At 56.1% G+C, this 16,830-nt stretch carries 14 protein-coding genes; 5 read left to right on the top strand and 9 right to left on the bottom strand.

Annotated features, from left to right (window positions below; genetic code table 11):
• Positions 1–66: 66 nt before the first annotated feature.
• On the top strand, positions 67–2,715 hold the full coding sequence (gene clpB, locus Poly41_RS05330) for an ATP-dependent chaperone ClpB (protein ID WP_146524799.1): 2,649 nt from the start codon (positions 67–69) through the stop codon (positions 2,713–2,715).
• A 5-nt stretch (positions 2,716–2,720) separates the two neighbouring features.
• On the opposite strand, the gene Poly41_RS05325 is transcribed toward clpB, so the two are convergent.
• Together Poly41_RS05325 and Poly41_RS05320 are read right to left on the bottom strand one after the other, a co-directional pair.
• Positions 2,721–3,329, bottom strand: coding sequence for a BON domain-containing protein (locus Poly41_RS05325; protein ID WP_146524798.1), 609 nt, complete (start codon positions 3,327–3,329; stop codon positions 2,721–2,723).
• A gap of 49 nt (positions 3,330–3,378) precedes the next feature.
• Positions 3,379–3,612 carry a hypothetical protein gene (locus Poly41_RS05320; RefSeq protein ID WP_146524797.1) on the bottom strand — a complete coding sequence of 78 codons (234 nt, stop codon included), beginning with the start codon at positions 3,610–3,612 and terminating at the stop codon, positions 3,379–3,381.
• Here Poly41_RS05320 and Poly41_RS05315 point away from each other — a divergent pair.
• Positions 3,611–5,485: a DUF3352 domain-containing protein gene (locus tag Poly41_RS05315; protein ID WP_146524796.1), complete on the top strand. Its 1,875-nt coding sequence runs from the start codon at positions 3,611–3,613 to the stop codon at positions 5,483–5,485. The genes Poly41_RS05320 and Poly41_RS05315 overlap by 2 nt on opposite strands.
• Positions 5,486–5,492: 7 nt before the next feature.
• Here the strand turns inward: Poly41_RS05315 and metF are convergent, their stop codons facing one another.
• Positions 5,493–6,365: a methylenetetrahydrofolate reductase [NAD(P)H] gene (gene metF, locus Poly41_RS05310; RefSeq protein WP_146524795.1), complete on the bottom strand. Its 873-nt coding sequence runs from the start codon at positions 6,363–6,365 to the stop codon at positions 5,493–5,495.
• A gap of 79 nt (positions 6,366–6,444) precedes the next feature.
• Positions 6,445–7,278 carry a phytanoyl-CoA dioxygenase family protein gene (locus tag Poly41_RS05305; RefSeq protein WP_146525012.1) on the bottom strand — a complete coding sequence of 278 codons (834 nt, stop codon included), beginning with the start codon at positions 7,276–7,278 and terminating at the stop codon, positions 6,445–6,447.
• 101 nt (positions 7,279–7,379) lie between these two features.
• Here Poly41_RS05305 and mnmD point away from each other — a divergent pair, with 101 nt between their 5' ends.
• From mnmD to Poly41_RS05290, 3 genes are all read left to right on the top strand, one after another.
• A complete protein-coding gene (gene mnmD, locus Poly41_RS05300) occupies positions 7,380–8,135 on the top strand; it encodes a tRNA (5-methylaminomethyl-2-thiouridine)(34)-methyltransferase MnmD (RefSeq protein WP_197231077.1) in 756 nt (251 codons plus the stop codon).
• A gap of 174 nt (positions 8,136–8,309) precedes the next feature.
• Entirely contained in the window at positions 8,310–8,924 is a 615-nt protein-coding gene (locus tag Poly41_RS05295) for a sigma-70 family RNA polymerase sigma factor (RefSeq protein WP_146524793.1), read from the top strand.
• Positions 8,924–11,386 carry a serine/threonine protein kinase gene (locus Poly41_RS05290; RefSeq protein ID WP_146524792.1) on the top strand — a complete coding sequence of 821 codons (2,463 nt, stop codon included), beginning with the start codon at positions 8,924–8,926 and terminating at the stop codon, positions 11,384–11,386. Before Poly41_RS05295 ends, Poly41_RS05290 begins: the two co-directional genes overlap by 1 nt.
• Here the strand turns inward: Poly41_RS05290 and Poly41_RS05285 are convergent.
• The 5 genes from Poly41_RS05285 to Poly41_RS05265 form a co-directional block, all read right to left on the bottom strand.
• Complete coding sequence (locus Poly41_RS05285; RefSeq protein ID WP_146524791.1) at positions 11,383–11,712, bottom strand: ArsR/SmtB family transcription factor; 330 nt, start codon at positions 11,710–11,712, stop codon at positions 11,383–11,385. The genes Poly41_RS05290 and Poly41_RS05285 overlap by 4 nt on opposite strands.
• Positions 11,705–12,838: an FAD-dependent oxidoreductase gene (locus tag Poly41_RS05280; RefSeq protein WP_146524790.1), complete on the bottom strand. Its 1,134-nt coding sequence runs from the start codon at positions 12,836–12,838 to the stop codon at positions 11,705–11,707. Before Poly41_RS05280 ends, Poly41_RS05285 begins: the two co-directional genes overlap by 8 nt.
• Positions 12,831–14,165, bottom strand: a complete 1,335-nt coding sequence (locus Poly41_RS05275; RefSeq protein WP_146524789.1) for a hypothetical protein — start codon at positions 14,163–14,165, stop codon at positions 12,831–12,833. The genes Poly41_RS05280 and Poly41_RS05275 overlap by 8 nt, the downstream gene beginning before the upstream one ends.
• Positions 14,166–14,260: 95 nt before the next feature.
• Positions 14,261–15,643, bottom strand: coding sequence for an MBOAT family O-acyltransferase (locus Poly41_RS05270; RefSeq protein ID WP_146524788.1), 1,383 nt, complete (start codon positions 15,641–15,643; stop codon positions 14,261–14,263).
• Between the two features lie 64 nt (positions 15,644–15,707).
• Positions 15,708–16,829, bottom strand: coding sequence for a hypothetical protein (locus Poly41_RS05265; protein ID WP_146524787.1), 1,122 nt, complete (start codon positions 16,827–16,829; stop codon positions 15,708–15,710).
• Position 16,830 lies beyond the last annotated feature (1 nt).

Genomic DNA, 16,830 nt, shown 5'->3' with positions numbered 1-16,830 from the left:
GACAGGATTCAACAAACGTCCTGCGGCCAAGGTCGCAGGACGACGGGGCAAGAGGAGCGATTCAAGATGGCATTTCGATTTGACAAACTCACGACGAAGGCACAATCACTCGTCGCCGACGCACAGGCAAATGCCGCTTCGGCCGGCCATCCCGAGATCACGCCGCTGCAACTTCTTGCATCGATGTTGGCCGAGTCAGACGGCATCACGCGTCCTTTGCTCGACAAGATGAACGCCGATTCCGCAAAGCTGAAAGGCTTGGTGGATAGCGAATTAAAGAAACTGCCGTCCGTTTCCGGTGGCCGCCAACCGCAACTCGCAGCGAGTCTGCAGAAGACCTTTGACGCCGCAGCCGATGCGGCAGCAAAACTAAAAGACGAATACGTCAGCACCGAACATTTACTGCTTGGGCTCACGCAAGCGGAGAGCAAAGCCAAGAACTTGCTGAGTTTGATCGGTGTGGCAGAGAACGATGTGCTCAAGGCGATGAGCGAGGTTCGCGGATCGGCACGGGTAACCGACCCGAACGCGGAAGACACCTACCAGGCGCTGGAAAAATATGGCATCGACCTGACGCAACTTGCCGCTCAGGGGAAACTCGACCCCGTGATTGGTCGTGACAACGAAATCCGCCGAGTGATTCAGGTTCTCTCGCGGCGAACCAAGAACAATCCAGTCTTGATCGGACAGCCTGGCGTCGGCAAGACAGCGATTGCCGAAGGGTTGGCATTGCGAATCTTTGAAGGGGATGTCCCGCAGAGCTTGAAAGACAAGCGTGTCATCTCGTTGGACATGGGCGCGCTGGTTGCCGGTGCAAAATTCCGTGGTGACTTCGAAGAACGGCTGAAGGCAGTCTTGCGCGAGGTCAAAGATTCAGGTGGACAGGTCATTCTGTTTATCGACGAACTTCATTTGGTCGTCGGAGCCGGAAAAGCTGAAGGCAGCGCCGATGCGGCCAATTTGTTGAAACCAGAATTAGCCCGGGGTATGCTCCGCTGTATCGGTGCCACCACTCTCGACGAGTATCGCCAGAATATCGAAAAGGATGCGGCGCTCGAACGTCGTTTCCAACCGGTCTACGTAGGCGAACCCACCGTCGAGGACACGATCGCGATCCTGAGAGGTTTGAAGTCTCGCTACGAGTCGCATCACGGTGTTCGCATCACCGACAGCGCGATTGTCGCGGCAGCGACGCTTTCCAATCGCTACATCGCCGATCGATTTTTGCCCGATAAGGCAATCGATTTGATCGATGAAGCGGCAAGCCGCTTGGCAATGGAAAAGGAAAGTGTTCCGGAACCAATCGATCGTTTGCAGCGGAGATTGCGACAACTCGAATTGGCCCACCGCCAATTGGTGGATGAGCAGGAAGAGTCCGCCGTTGAAAAACGCCAAGAGATCGAGACGGAAATGGAAGCGATCAACCATGAATTGGCGAGCCTCAGGGAACAATGGGACGCGGAAAAAATGGGGCTGGACGACGTCCAATCGGTCCGTCAAGAAATTGAACAACTCGAGCATCGCTTCGCGACACTCGATACCGAAGCGAAGCAAAAACAACTGCGCGGTGAAAGCCCCGAGTCGATCTATCGCGAAATGCTCGACGTTCGCGGTCGACTAACGCAACTGCAAGATCGGCTGGATGATGCCGAACAGCGGGAAACGGATAGCCAAACCAGTGAGTCGAAGCAGGAAGAAAAGCGGCGACTGCTACGTCATGACGTGACCGAAGATGAAATCGCGGAAGTCGTTAGCGCATGGACCGGTGTTCCGCTGACCCGAATGCTGGAAACCGAACGCGCCAAGTTATTGGTGATGGAAGAACGGTTGCACCGCCGGGTGATCGGTCAAGACGAAGCGGTGCAGGGCGTCTCCGATGCCGTCCGCCGCAGTCGCAGCGGCCTGCAGGATCCCAACCGACCGATTGGATCGTTCTTGTTCCTGGGACCAACCGGTGTGGGGAAAACCGAGCTCTGTAAAGCCCTTGCGGAAGTCATGTTTGATGACGAACAAGCGATGCTGCGGATTGACATGAGCGAGTTCATGGAACGACACAGCGTCGCTCGTTTGATTGGTGCACCTCCGGGATACGTCGGCTACGAAGAGGGCGGTAAGTTGACCGAAGCAGTCCGCCGTCGCCCCTATGCGGTGCTGCTGCTTGACGAGATGGAAAAGGCACACCCCGACGTCTTCAACATCTTGCTGCAGGTGCTTGACGATGGCCGGTTGACCGATGGTCACGGCCGCACGGTCGACTTTACCAACACGGTCATTGTGATGACCAGCAACGCCGGCAGTCAGGCGATCCAGCGCGTGGCCGAAGAAGGAGGGACGGAACAGGAAATGCGCGAAGCCGTTCAAGAATCATTGAAGGCAAGGTTCTTGCCTGAGTTCTTGAACCGGGTCGACGACATTGTGATCTTCCACCCACTCAATCGCAAAGAGATTCGACAAATCGTCACACTTCAATTGCAATTGCTAGCGCGACGACTCGAGCAAAATGGGCTGCACTTGGACGTCACCGATGCCGCGATCGACCAGATCGCATCGGCCGGTTACGACCCGACCTACGGAGCAAGGCCTTTGAAGCGGGTGATTCAAAATGAAATCCAAAACCCGTTAGCGGCGTCGCTGTTGAAAAATGCCTATGAGGAGGGGATGACCGTCGAAGTCGACTTTGACGGAACGGACTTTCAGTTTCAAGGAAAGTCCTAACCAGCTCAGGGCGAGATTTGAATTCGATTTTCGACGTTGCGAACACCGGGTTCGAGTCGCAGCAGAAGTTCACTCATCCGACGATCTCTCTCGCTGCGAACGGTCCCGCCAAGGATCGCGGTTTGCCCATCCACTCGAACGTTGACTCCGGGCATTCGACTCGTACTCGGAAGGGTCTGCATTCTGAGATTTGCAATCTGCTGAACCAGCGCGGGCGAACTCGGTTGGAATTGGACGGCGCTACGCAGTCGCGTTCGGATCACCGGCTTCGATGCGCCGCCACCGGTCGCGTTGCCAATACCGAACAGACTTGAGAACCCACCAAGGCCGCCCATTCCACCAGCCATCCCACCACCGAGAGAGCTGCGGCTGGAACTGGTCGAGGTGCCGACAACGCTAAACCCCTTGCCCGAGTCCCCCGATTCACCAATCGCTCCGGTTCGTTCGACGTTTGAAAAAGCGGACGCAGCGTCCAGACCGCCGGCGATCGGCGTCGCGGTCGTGCCGGTTCCCGTTCCTGAACTGGATGTTGCCGGCTGGGAGTCGAACTGGGCCCACGAGGGCATCGCCATCAGGGCGACGAAACTAGCGAATGCAAGGAGACGTGCGTGCATCGACGTAACTCTTCAAGACGGCAAGAACAAAGTAACTTCAGGAACCTGCCTATTTTAACCGCGAATCGATGAAAAGGTTCTGAAAATCCGCCCTCGAAGCCAACAACTTGGGAGCGTTGCCGTCAAAATCGTCGCGATCCGGCCGGGGGTTGAAGAGGGATTTGTCGCTTCGAAAAACAATAAATTTCTTTGCCAACGGCAAGACTTTGCCTGCCATCTCGAATACAACATTGACGGAACCTTTCTCACGCGAATCCCTCCCACCCTCGAAAAATCGTCCCATGTTGCGATTCCTTGCTCCTTTGATAGCCATCTCTGTTTCGGTCCTGACGCTGGCTTTCCCCTCGGATGCGACGGCAGCCGACGAGGTGGTGATCCCAGGCTCACCTCACTTGCTTCCCGAGGACACCCTGCTTTACCTGCGGATCGACAATGCCGATGAAAGCCGAGTCGCGATGAGAGAATCGTCGGTCGGCCGCATGCTCAATGATCCGAAGCTCAGGCCGTTCGCGGGTGATATCTACACCACGGCAGCAGAGTTGTTTACCCAGATCAGCGATGAGGTCGGGGTGACACTTGATGAGTTGCTGGCGATTCCTCGAGGTCAGGTCGCGGCGGCAATGATGCCGGGTAACCCCCCGGACAGTGACACGGATGCTGCCCAATCGCAGGAAGACGAGGCCGACGAGTCGGACGCCGCGATTCGTCGTCGTATCGCTCGAAAACGACGGGAGCAATACGGGTTAGCGGGGTTGTTCATGGTCGATGCCAAAGAGAACGTCGGTGACTTGATGGCGATCATCGATCGCTTGGAAGCTCGCATGACCGGTGGCGGCTATGTGCGGCGAACCAGCACGATCGACAAAGTGGAACTGGTTCGGTTGCTGCCGCCGCGCCCAGGACGTCCGGAAGTTGAGTACTTCAAAAAGGACGGGACGGTCGTCTTCGGAATTGGACACGATACGGCTGCCAAGGCGCTCGATCATTGGTTGGACCGCAGTGAGGAAGCGTCGCTGTCCGACAATTCGAACTTTGGCAACGTCATGTCACGCTGCATTGGCGCCGAGGCGACGCGGCCTCAGGTGACGTTTTATGCCGATCCGTATCGGTTGGTCGAACGATTGGTCAAGCGGGGTGGTGCGGCCGCCCTGGTATGGCCAATCTTGGAGGATCTGGGGCTGAAGAAGATTCGTGGTATTGGCGGCAGCTCCTTTCGTGGAGGCGAAACGTTCGAGGACATCAATCACCTGCATGTCTTGATTGACACCCCACGAGACGGAATCTTCGGTGTGCTTCGCCCAGAAACCGGCGACATCACGGCTCCGGATTGGGTTCCCTCGGATGTCACCGCCTATTCGACCGTCCATTGGAATTTTGCCAAAGCCTATGAGAACCTTGATCAGATTCTTGCATTGTTCCAAGGAGAAGATCCGCTCAAACGACTCGTTGAGGAGCCGTTTGAAAAAGCAACCCGGATGAATTTCCAAGAAGACATTATTGACAATTTGACCGGCCGCTATGCGAGCGCGACCTGGTTGCAGCCGCCGGTCAAACTGAACAGCCAAGTGGTGGCCTACGCCTTTGAGTTAAAGGATCCAGAGAAGGCGAAAAGTGCGATTGCCCGTTTTCGAGAATTCAAACCCAATGCGGTCAAGGTCGAGACGGTCGCTGGAAGCATCGTCTATTCGCCGCCGCAACCAAGACGGAATCTCCCCCAGAGCTTTCGCCAACCCGAACCCGGCATGACCATTGTTGGCAACTGGATCGTTTTGGGCGACAGCGATACCTTTCGCGAACGAATCATTCGAGCCAAACAAGGCGGGATCCCCCGCTTGGTCGAAGACTCAGACTTTGATTTGATCGTCAGCGAATTGGGTGGAAAACTGGACGGCGAAAAACCGTTTATGGTCTCGTTTGTCCGGGGAGCCGACTACCTGCGGCTGTTGTACGAATTGGCCAAGTCGGAGGATTCCCGTGGCTTTTTGCGAAAAGCGGGTGAGAAGAACGTTGTCGCTCGCAATTTTTCGGAACTGCTCGAGCGCAACGAACTGCCTGAATACGAAGCGTTTGAAAAGTACTTTGCTCCTGGCGGCGTCTTCGGTTACAACGAACCGACTGGAATCCACTTTGGTGCGTTCAACCTCCGGGCGCAATAGCTAGAGTTCAGCCGGTAGCCAATTCCAGCCCGTCGAGCATTTTTGCGGCGGCTTCGCTTTTGTTTAACACATAGTAGTGAATGCCGGCCGCGTTGTTTTCAATCAAGTCAACCGTTTGCGCCCGAGCGTGCTCGACACCCACGTTGAATTGATAATCCTCGTCATCGTTCTCACTCATGGCGTTGGCGAGCGAAGCAGGAATCGCAGCCTTGCACATCGCGGCGATCCGCTCAGCTTGCTTATAATTGGTCACCGGTAAGATCCCCGGTACGATCGGAATGGAGATTCCCGCCGCAACACATGCATCGCGGAAACGATAAAAATCGTCGTTGTTGTAAAACAACTGACTCACCACGATGTCCGCTCCTGCGTCGACCTTTCGCTTCAAGTTGTCCAGATCCGTCTTCGCATCGGGTGCTTCCTGGTGGACTTCGGGGTACCCCGCAACCGCGATTCCCAGACCCGCAAAGCGTTGACGAATCAGTTCGACCAACTCGTTCGCATACCGAAGGCCTCCCTCAACCGCCTCAAAACGGTCACTCCCCTTGGGCGGGTCACCACGCAACGCAACGATGTATTCGGCGCCGCGTTGCGATGCTTCCACCAAATAATCCGCAAGCTGATCGACGGTCGATCCAACACAGGTCAAATGCGATGCGACCGGCAACCCCGTGACCCGTTTGACCTGCTCGACCACATCCAGGGTGGTCCCCCGAGTCGAGCCACCGGCGCCGTAGGTGCAAGTAAAATAGCTCGGTCCGAACTCGGTCAACCGCTTCACATTCTTCACCAAGGCCTGCATTCCGGCGGGCGTCTTGGGAGGGAACAACTCAAACGAGATCGCACAGCGCGAGGAGGAGTAGTGTGAGGCTAAAGTCATGAATGGCGTCGGGTGGAGATGTTCGAGTCGATGAATGATGTAACCATTGTCGATGAAAGTCAATCAAAGTCCAGTCGTTCTAGGCATTTGGACGGGAAACGCCGGGCCAAGCTTGACGATCCGCCATGCCATGAACGACCACGCCTTTCCGGTTCCAGCCCAAGTAAGCGTGCACGTCGGCAGGACAATATCGCAGCGTCAAACCGCAGCGCCGGCGGTCACTATGGTTGGGCATCGAGCCGTGAACAAGCAAATCGCTATGGATTGAGATCTGTCCGCCTCGCAGCGGCGTCCGGGTCCATTTTCCGTACTGCTCAGGATTCTTGACCACCTGGTCCAGCACATTGTTCGATTCCGCGTCGCTGCTCTCAAAATCGAGAAGCCCCTGCGTGTGTGATCCCGTATAGACTTCCATACAACCGTTTTCTGCATCGGCGTCGTCGATCGCCAACCAAACGGTCACCGCTTTGGTAGGCGTGAGGGGCCAAAAACTACAATCTTGATGCCAATCGACTCGCTTGCCATCGTGTGGCATTTTGCAAAAGAAATGGGATCCCCAACCCACGACATCCTCGCCAAGCAAATCCGCCACGTAGCCAACAATCCGTGGGTTCGTCAACATGTCCCATACCCGGGCATGTTTCAGATGGGCGCTGCTGATGGAATAGCTGTTGCCACCCGCTGCAATCTCGCTCGCGAGCAACTCGTCAAAGTATTGTCGGATGTCGCGAATCTCACCCGAATCATAAACATCTAATGGGCACAAATACCCCGTTTCATTCCATTCGGTGATTTGGTCCTGCCTCAGCGAAGCGGGGGCACCGTTTTTCGCAGGGAAAAATTGGATGTCACGCTCCACCGTTGCGATCGCTTCACGCGTCGGGATAATGTCAAAGTCCGTGTCTTGGTTCATCATGCGCGGGAGAAGTCCGTCAAATAAAGGGGCGGTTACCACGATTAGGCTGCGACATTTTACCACATCCTCTGTCAATGGCCATCGAGAAGTCGAGTATCATGCCAGATCGCCACGAACGAGAAACCTTGACGACCGTGGACCCAAAGTTGACGATCCAAATCACCGACGATGGTAGCCGCACGCTTCGAACAAACGAGGGAGGTTACACGTTCCACAGCTGTTCTGGCGCTCTGACGGAGACGCGGCATGTTTATTTCCACAACAGTGGCGTGGAAGAAAGAATAAGTGCACGCCTGGACACATCCGTGTTAGAGATCGGCTTGGGCACGTCGATGGCCATGCTGATGACGGTGGACGCGGCGATCGCCAACGGGACCCCCCTGCGTTACGTCGCGATCGAACAGGCGTGGCTGCCTGCGCAGATCATGAACCAACTTCAATGCGATTCTTGGGTGAGCGACCCTGATCTGGTGCATCGATACATGAGTTGGCGGGAGCGATTGGAAGTGAAGCATGGCCGCGAACTGCCATTCGGCCCGGCGATTTACGGCTGGGATGCCGGTGCACAGCAACGGATTCAGATACACCTTGCCGACGCGTCGGATTGGAACAGCGATTCGGAGCCGTTTGATGCCATCTATTTCGATCCGTTTGCTCCCCAGGACAACCCCGGTTTGTGGAGTGGTCCCATGCTGAAAAAAATGCATTCAATGGTTCGACCGGGAGGAACACTTGTTACCTATTGCGTCAAACGTGAGATTCGTGACCGACTCAGCGAGGTTGGTTTCGATGTTCAGAAGGCCCCCGGACCCGTGGGAGGAAAACGAGAAGTCCTTGTCGGCAGAAAACCATGATAACTTTCGATGACGGCGACAATTTCCGATCGCACCCAACGGCCAGCGCGTTATTCTCTTTCGACGAAGAACGCATGGAAAGATGGAAAACGGGGCCCGGATTGCGATTTATTAGCCAACCTATATTTACTGTCGAGCTATACTGAATTGCCGATACCCTGGAAGCGGCGAAAAATGAGCAGTGTCAACGATTTAGTGGAACAGAGCGTCAAGGGGCAACCGGCCGATACCGACCGATTGTTCACGTTGATGTATGATGACTTGCGTCGATTGGCTGGTCGATTCTTGCAGCACGAACCGATGCGCGAGCGGCTCAGTTCCTCTTCGTTGGTCCATCAAGCTTACATGCGGATGATTGACCAATCTCGGATCAATTGGCAGGGGAAGACGCATTTCTTCGCCATTGGTGCAACCGTGATGCGGCGTATCTTGGTGGATCACGCTCGCAAGGTGCGTTCCCAAAAACGGGGCGGTGGTTGGGACCGCCGAATGTTGACCGATGATGTCACCTTCCAACTGAGCTCCGATGAAGACGTCGTCGCGTTGGATGACTTGCTCAACACCCTCGCGAATCTGGATTCTCGCCAAGCTCGGATCGTTGAGCTTCGTTTTTTTGGTGGCATGACGATGCGTGAGATTTCCGCAGAGATGAACTTGGGCCTGCGAACGGTAGAAAAGGACTGGGCGATGGCTCGCGCCTGGATGCGTCGCGAACTCCGGCAAGATGAGTCGATGATCGATGAGTCGGACGACACGCAGCGGGGAAACATGCCTACTGAGTCGGATTGATGGACGCAAAGCGGTACACGCTCGTCCGCGATTTGTTTCTCGCTGCCGAGGAACTCTCTGGGGCGGATCAACGAGCTTTTGTGGTGAGACAGGCCGCGGGCGACCAAGAACTGGTGGCCGAAGTCATGTCGTTGTTGGGGGAACATGACGCGGAATCGGCGAAAGCCGAAGGGGAAAACGCCATTCCGCTGCAAGCCTCCCTCGGTTTGCCCCCTGCGATGCCCTCCGCGGTCTCCCAACCGGGGGAAACCGAGCGAGGTGGAGAGACGACGTCGCCGGTCCACGCCGAGGGGAAAAACCCCGCCCCGCCAAAACAAAAAAAGAAAGCTTCCGCCTCGGAGATCACACAACGTGGTGCCGAGCGAACGCATGCCTCGCCGCGGGATTACGACACCCGCCGGTCACACGACCACAGTTCGCCAAGCCAATTGCTGTTCGCCAAGAAATCGCGTCGTACCCGGCGGATCAATTCGGGTTGGCTATGGGTCGCCGCCGTCTTGCCGACCGCATTGGTCGGATGGTGGACTTACCGAAGCGTGGAAGACAGCGTTCGAATGGCGCTGCGCAATGAGTTGACGGGAGTGGCGGATAGTGTGAATTTGGTGGCCGATCAATTCATGGACAACAAATCGCAGCTTGTCGAATCGTGGGCGCGGCAAACTCGCATTCGCGACTGCGTCGTTGAACTGGTGGACCTCGCGGAAACCCGGCCACCGATCGAAACGCTCAAGGCGGCGCCGCAGTCGGACCGCATTCATGATGAACTGCAAATCCTATCCGGAGTCGAATCGGTCAGCTTTATCGTTTGGAATCACTCCTTCACGACGATTGCAAGCTGGCTCGAAAGCCGTGAGGACATTGGCCAGCCGGTTGCTCCGACCGGTGCCGGTGATGTCGCCCGTGCTCTGCGAGGCGAAACGATGTTCTTCGGCCCCGAACGAATCGACGACTCGATCGAGGGCTACGTTCCCAAGACCGGTCGCCCCGCCATGGCCTGTATCGTCCCCATCCGAGATGACAACGACGAAGTGATTGCAGCCATGTTGGTTTCGGGCATCCAGCTGTACGAACAATTCAACGAAAAGCTTCGTGATGCCGCTTTGGGGAATGGACTGGATGCCTATGCCGTCAACCCTGAAGGAATGATGATCAGCGAAAGCGGACATGCCGCAACGCTATATCACCGGGGGAATCTCGAAATGGCTCCCGACAAAATCGCCGATGGTCTACGAGTGACGGATCCCGGCGTTCGGCTTTCCGCGGACACCGCCAGCAAGATCCAACGCAGGGCCTTGCCGCTAACCGAATCGGTCGCGTCGGCAACGCAAGGCGAATCCGACGTGCGTTTGAAGCCCTACAACAACTACGCTGGCGAATCGGTCGTCGGCGGATGGCGATGGAGCTCGAAATGGCATTTTGCGGTCATTGTCGAAAAGGGCGTGAGAGAAGCCTTTGCCCCAGCTCGTATCGTTTGGTCGAGCTTTCTGTTGCTTGGCAGCCTGTTGACCGTGACGGCTTTCGTTGCGGCAAGCCGATTGGCGCGGCGATCGCTATTAGATCATGCGGCCGTTCATCCGCTTAGCCGCTACGAAATTGTTTCGGAGTTGGGGAGCGGAGGGATGGGGGTGGTTTACAAAGCCAAGCATCGTCAACTTGGCCGTGATACGGCACTTAAATTGCTTCGTGGGGATCGTCACAACAAAGAAGATCGCTTGCGTTTCGATCGCGAAGCCAAGCTTGCCGCTTCACTGAGCAGCCCGCATAGCGTGATGATCTACGATTATGGACGATCCGAAGAAGGGGAAGCTTACTGTGTGATGGAGTACCTGCACGGTCTTACGCTGCAAGAGGTTGTTGCGAGAAGTGGCTCTCAACCAATCGGTCGAGTGCTTTACGTGCTACGGCAAGTTTGCGAAGCGTTGATTGAAGCCCACGGCATGGACTTGGTTCATCGTGATATCAAACCTCAGAACATCATGTTGTCGCTCGATGCCTCGGTGGGCGACTGGGCAGTGGTGTTTGACTATGGCTTGGCCAAGCCGCTGAGCCCCGACAACAGCACGTATCAAACCAGCGAGGTGGTTTGGGCGGGAACACCGATGTACATGGCTCCCGAACGATTTCGGTCACCCACCGTCATGGACCCCCGTTCGGACATCTATTCGATCGGCTGCGTCGCCTACTACTTGCTCGCCGGTCGACCTCCGTTTGCCGAATGCGATCCCGAGTCTCTGTTTGCATTGATCATCAGCGAACAGCCGATTGGCATTGGCATTCATCGTGGCGAAGAAGTCCCCGAATCGATTCGCGGGCTGGTTTACGCCTGCATGTCAAAAAACGCCGACGATCGCTACAGCACGGTGAAGGAGCTCGGCAAAGCGATCGACCTGCTTCGTAGCGAATACCCGTGGGGTGTCGAAGAGGCAGTCGCATGGTGGAAACAGCATGGGGAAGATCGCTAATTCAGAAAGCGGCCTTCGATGCACTGCATCAATTGTTGCAAGTGTGGCTCGGCAACTTGGTAATAAACACGTCGTCCCTCTCGCTCACTGGTGAAGAAGCCGCAGCGTTGCATCAATCGCAAGTGTTCCGACGCCACGTTATCGGGAACCTCGCAATCTTCGGCCAACTCGCCGACCGTGTAGCGTCCTTGCAACAACAATTGGATCATCCGCAAACGTACCGGATGAGCGATCGTTTTCAAACATTCCGCAGCTTCGGCAAATGCATCCGGACTGCCGCTCGGTTTCGCATGACCACCGCCGGCGGCCGATCTCTTCTTACTCAATCCACTTCTCCTGGAACTTCTTGATGAACCCCTTGTCGATCCATGTTTTTAGCCACCAACACCAACGGGAATGAATGACCCAGCCTTTGTACTGTAGCAGTGCCTTCCCATCGCCGGTATTCAAAATCTTCAAGAAATCGGCTTGTGCATGGTAGTTTTCGAGAGGTTCGTTCCGAAGCAAACGGTTCAGGTTCTCCCACAGCACCGGTGCTTGGCGAACCGCATAAACCCCCGCTTTTGGCGAGGGGGATTCGATCACCGTGCCTGAATCGCCCACGGCAAAGACAGGGAAATCCGCCGTGGTTTTCAGTGTTCGATCGGTAGCGAGAAAGCCGCGATGATCCATCGGCAAACCCAGCACCGATAGCACGCGTGGGCCCGTTGCTGCGGTCGCAAGGACCACCAAATCGCTTGGGATGCTATCGCCGGCTTCGCTCACAACGGAATCCGTCGTCACGTCGACAACTCGCGTCTGAGAAAGAACACGGATTTGCCGCTTTTTCAATTGGCGATGGAGCTTCGTGATGCTCTTCTCACAAAGCCCGTCACCGACACTCGCTCCGCTTGTAACGATCTCGATCGATGCCTCACGCCCCGCGAAACGGCTTTCAAGGCGAGTTCGCAAGCACAACGCAATCTCCACGCCCGCGACTCCGCCACCCACGATAGCAACGCGAAGCGGACGATGAGGGACAACCGACTCGATCCGCGCATCGAGTCGGTCCAAAAATGTTTGCATCGGCTTGATCGGCACCACCGATTCGGTACGAAACTGATCCACTCCCCAGGGCATCGATCCCACACCAACCGACAGGACATCAAAGCGCAAAGACGCCCCCTCGGCAAAGAAAAGAAGGCCCGATTGCGGGTCCATGCCGACCACCTCGTCCATCCGCAGCTCAGCTCCTGCGGCTCTTACCAGTGGCTCAAGATCGATTTGCATTTCGGCTCGTTCAAACTGGCCCGCTAAGGTCCCTGGCAACATCCCTGAATAGGTGGAATAGGCAAATCGCGAAATACAAACCAATCGGCAATTCGGAATCGGAGATTTGATCCAATGACGAACCACGTCCGCGTGGGTATGCCCCACACCGAGTAGCACCAAGGTACGCATCCGATCATTCATGACGCATCCCCTTTGCCGAACAGCATGCGGTACCGAAGTAGTTTTGCACGAACACGACGGCAATCCATGCTGGCAGAAAAATCGCTGCCGCGTCGCTAAATCGGCCAATCGTCGGACTGGTTATCGCAACAAAGCCCAAGTTGGCGAACAGGTAAGTGGTTGCAACGATGGCAAGTCGCGCCACACCCTGACGGGCCTGCAACTCGATGGCCGTACCGGCACCGGGAACGGTCACCGCACAATAGACGATCCAGCCAAGCCCCACAACGATGACACCCAAGAAGAGGGGATGCATCACCATGTCCGCTGCGATCGCCCACGCGCCACGCCGTAGATTCTTTAAATACCAAACAAGGTATCGGATCGGATACCGCCCAACGATTTGTTGATTCATCCTCGCAACCAAGTGGTGACTTGCAATGGACTGATCACCACGGAGCACTTCGGCAGCGGGAATCACAACCGAGTAAGTCATGTCGTCCCAGGAACCGTCAATCGTCATCGTCGCAGTTGGGGGCCCGTCCGCGAAGCGTCCGCCTGATTCGATAAAGCGTGTTTTGGCCTGGACCACTTCATGACCAAGATCACCTGCGTCTCCAGTGAGACGCTCCAATTCTTGATCGGAGACCAATTGCACCAGAACGCCCGCCAAGTTCTGGTGTCCAAACGGCAACATGGCGAAATCACCGACGACAAAAAAACGCATCAACATCCAAGCCACAACCGGAAGCAGCGAGGCGGATGATACGATAGCTGCATTCGAAAACGCAGCCCTCGTGCCGCGGCGTTGATGGCAGACCAACAAAAAGGTGGCGACAAACAACCAGGGAATCAGAAACAAATACGCAGGCCGAAGCATGATCGCCAGGGTGGCAAGCGCCACGGTGAGGAGCATCCACCTAGGCTGATGAACGACAAACACCCATTGCAGTAGCGAACAAACCACCATCACTCCGACCGACGCAGCCAAAGCATCCGTTGAAAGGCTGCTGATGTGGTCCATCGCAGTGCATCCAATTGCAACGGCGATTCCCGCGACCACAGCCGGGGTGGTCGGCAAACCCATTCGCCGCAACTGCGTGGCAAACCAACCACTGGCCGCACCATGAACGATCACCTGCATCAGCGGCACCGCGGCGATTCCCAGCGTACTTTGCCATAGTCTCAACCAAAGCGGATAACCGGGCGTGCGGATCGACCGGCAGATCGAATCCAATGACCCAAACGGATAGTTCAGATAGCTGGCGGAATCGGGAACCCAGTGGGGTGCGAGCCGACCGCTCAGCCCCGCCACCACCACTCCAGCCGCAACGAAGGCGACCATCATCGATATTGGCTTTGGCTCCGAAACTGCGGCGGGTCGATGACGAGGTTGGCTCAATAGACTCTCTCCGAATCCAATCCGACGGGCGACAACATGATCTAAAATTGAAAATAGACAAACGGCTGAAAATCGACGGGTGCATAGAGCAACAGACACCATAACATGATCACCGTTGCAATCGGCGCGTACCAGGTCGCTGCGGGTAACCTCATCGCAAGGCGTGCGCGAGTTTGCCACGCGATGTGTTCGATCATCATGATGACAATCACTGCGAGTACCAGCGGTGGGTACCAATGAATCCCACTTGATGGGAAAAACAGTTTGGCAGAAAACGCCTTCGCCGTGGCCAAGTCAGGCGAACGAAACAGCACCCATCCCAAGAAAACCACGATCATCGTCGTCGCCCATCCGACGACCGGGTAGATCCGGTGGGTAGAAAACCGTGAAACGCAACGCTCCAGGCACAATGCGGATCCATGCAGCAAGCCCCACAAAACGAACGTCCATGCGGCGCCATGCCAAAGACCCCCGAGAATCATGGTGATCAATAAATTTCGATAAGTCGCGAGCTCGCGGCCTCGATTCCCCCCCAACGGAATGTAAAGGTAGTCACGCAACCAGCGAGACAACGTCATGTGCCATCGGTGCCAAAAATCGGCGATGGACGTTGCCAGATAGGGATGACGAAAATTCTTGGGGAAACGATAACCCAACATCTTTGCCGCACCGATGGCCATGTCCGTGTAGCCGGAAAAATCGTAGTAAATTTGTCCGCCATACGCGATGACCGCAATCCAAACGGTCGCCGTGCTGTACAAATCGGGGCCCGCAAACACAACATCGACCATTTCGGCAAGCCGGTCCGCTAACAAAACCTTCTTCACCGCGCCTCGCAACAACTGTTGGATGCCTCCGTAAAATCGTGACGTCGACCAAGTTGGCGCCGTAGCAAACTGTGGCAACAATTCACGAGCACGAACGATCGGACCCGCAACCAATTGAGGAAAAAATGCGACATAGAGTGCGAAGTCGCTCAAACGGTGGCTCGGGCGCAGCACGCCCCGATAGACATCGATCGTGTAGCTAAGCGTTTGGAACGTATAAAAAGAGATGCCGACCGGCAATACAATCGGTAGGGTCTGAGTACCGAGCCCTATCGAATCGAGCAAAGGGGATGCAGAATCGATAAAGAAGTTAAAGTACTTGAAGAAACCGAGGACCCCTAGATTGACGCTCAGGCTAAGCCCAAGCCATCTCCGCCGCACCCGCTTGTCTTGCGAAGCAGCAATGCCTTGAGCGGCCAAGAAATCCACCAGCGTCGACAACAGCAGCAAGCCACAAAAACGCCAATCCCAATAGGCATAAAAGTAGTAGCTAGCCGCCAACAAAATCGCGTTGCGCAGGCTGCGGTTGCGAGCAAGCCACACAGCCACCACGATCGCAACAAGGAAGGCAATGAATTCGAGTTGTGTGAACAGCATCGCAAGTTCCTTTACCACCCTACATCAGTGTTCGGCCGAACCCTTGTTCGGATGCAACGATTCGCTACCGAGCAGGTGTGAGGTTCCGTTCGAAGTGGTCCACCAAACGCCGTGCAATCTGCTCGTATCCCGTCGCATTCAGATGCCCCGACCCAAAGCGACCGTTATGAAAGCCGTGGGGCCACGCGTTGGATTCCGCAGCGGCCAGCAAATTCGAGCGAACATCAAGGATGGCAACGTTTGCCGAAGCAGCCGCGTCGGTGAGCCGCTGAAAGGATTCATGCCACGGATCCTCGCTGACCACACGACTCGTCAACGAGCCGGGAGCCCTGACGATCGCAGGGAGATTCGGGGCGTAGACAATCAGGATCGAGCGATCGGTAGCCGATTTCAGCTGCAGCAGCACCGTTTGCCAATCGGTCGGATTCGATGTCGTGCCGTCCAAGGGCACCGCGTCGTTTTGGGGCACCGCGTCGTTTTGGGGGACCGGACCGACACGAAAACGCAAGGGTCGAGGTCTTCCATCGGCCGTCTGCAGGAGACGGCGGCCAGCATGAATGACGAACGCCGGCAACTTCGTCGCAAGTTGGTTTCGTCGCCGCATCGTTTCCGACTCTTCCGCATCAAGCTCTGCTGCGTCAAGCTCTGCGGCGACGAGGTCTGCGGCGACGAGGTCTGCGGCGATGAATTCGCCATCGACCGCCTCGAGGTCGGACAGTTCTGCAACAAGAAACACGTGCGCGTCGATCGATAAGGGATCGTCGATTCGAGAAAGCTGCCCGATCCAATCCGCCATTTTGTCTCCGCTTCGGGCCATCGGCAGCGCAACAACATCGATTCCTGCGGCTCTGGCAAAATGCTCGATCTGTTGATGCAACTTGACCGCATCATCGAGACAAACCCCTTCGGCTTGCGAATCGCCCCAGATGGCGATGCGGAACTCCGCCGCATCTTTTGGCGCAAGCACGGCGTCTCGTCCCGGCATCCCCAAAGGCCCAATCTGGGTTGTCGCATACCCTTCACTTCGCCACCGATAGGCCGCGCCGGGCGGAAGCACGGCAACGCGGCGAAGGGAATCAAACCGCTGCGGCAGGTAGCTTCGAATAAACCACGGTGACGTCATCGCAATCACCGCCGTCCCCAGGATAGCCCCAGCGATCCACTGGGCGACGAATCGATGCAGCATC

The organism is Novipirellula artificiosorum (assembly GCF_007860135.1).
Classification (GTDB): Bacteria; Planctomycetota; Planctomycetia; order Pirellulales; family Pirellulaceae; genus Novipirellula_A; species Novipirellula_A artificiosorum.
This window is presented reverse-complemented; position numbering and strand designations above follow the sequence as displayed.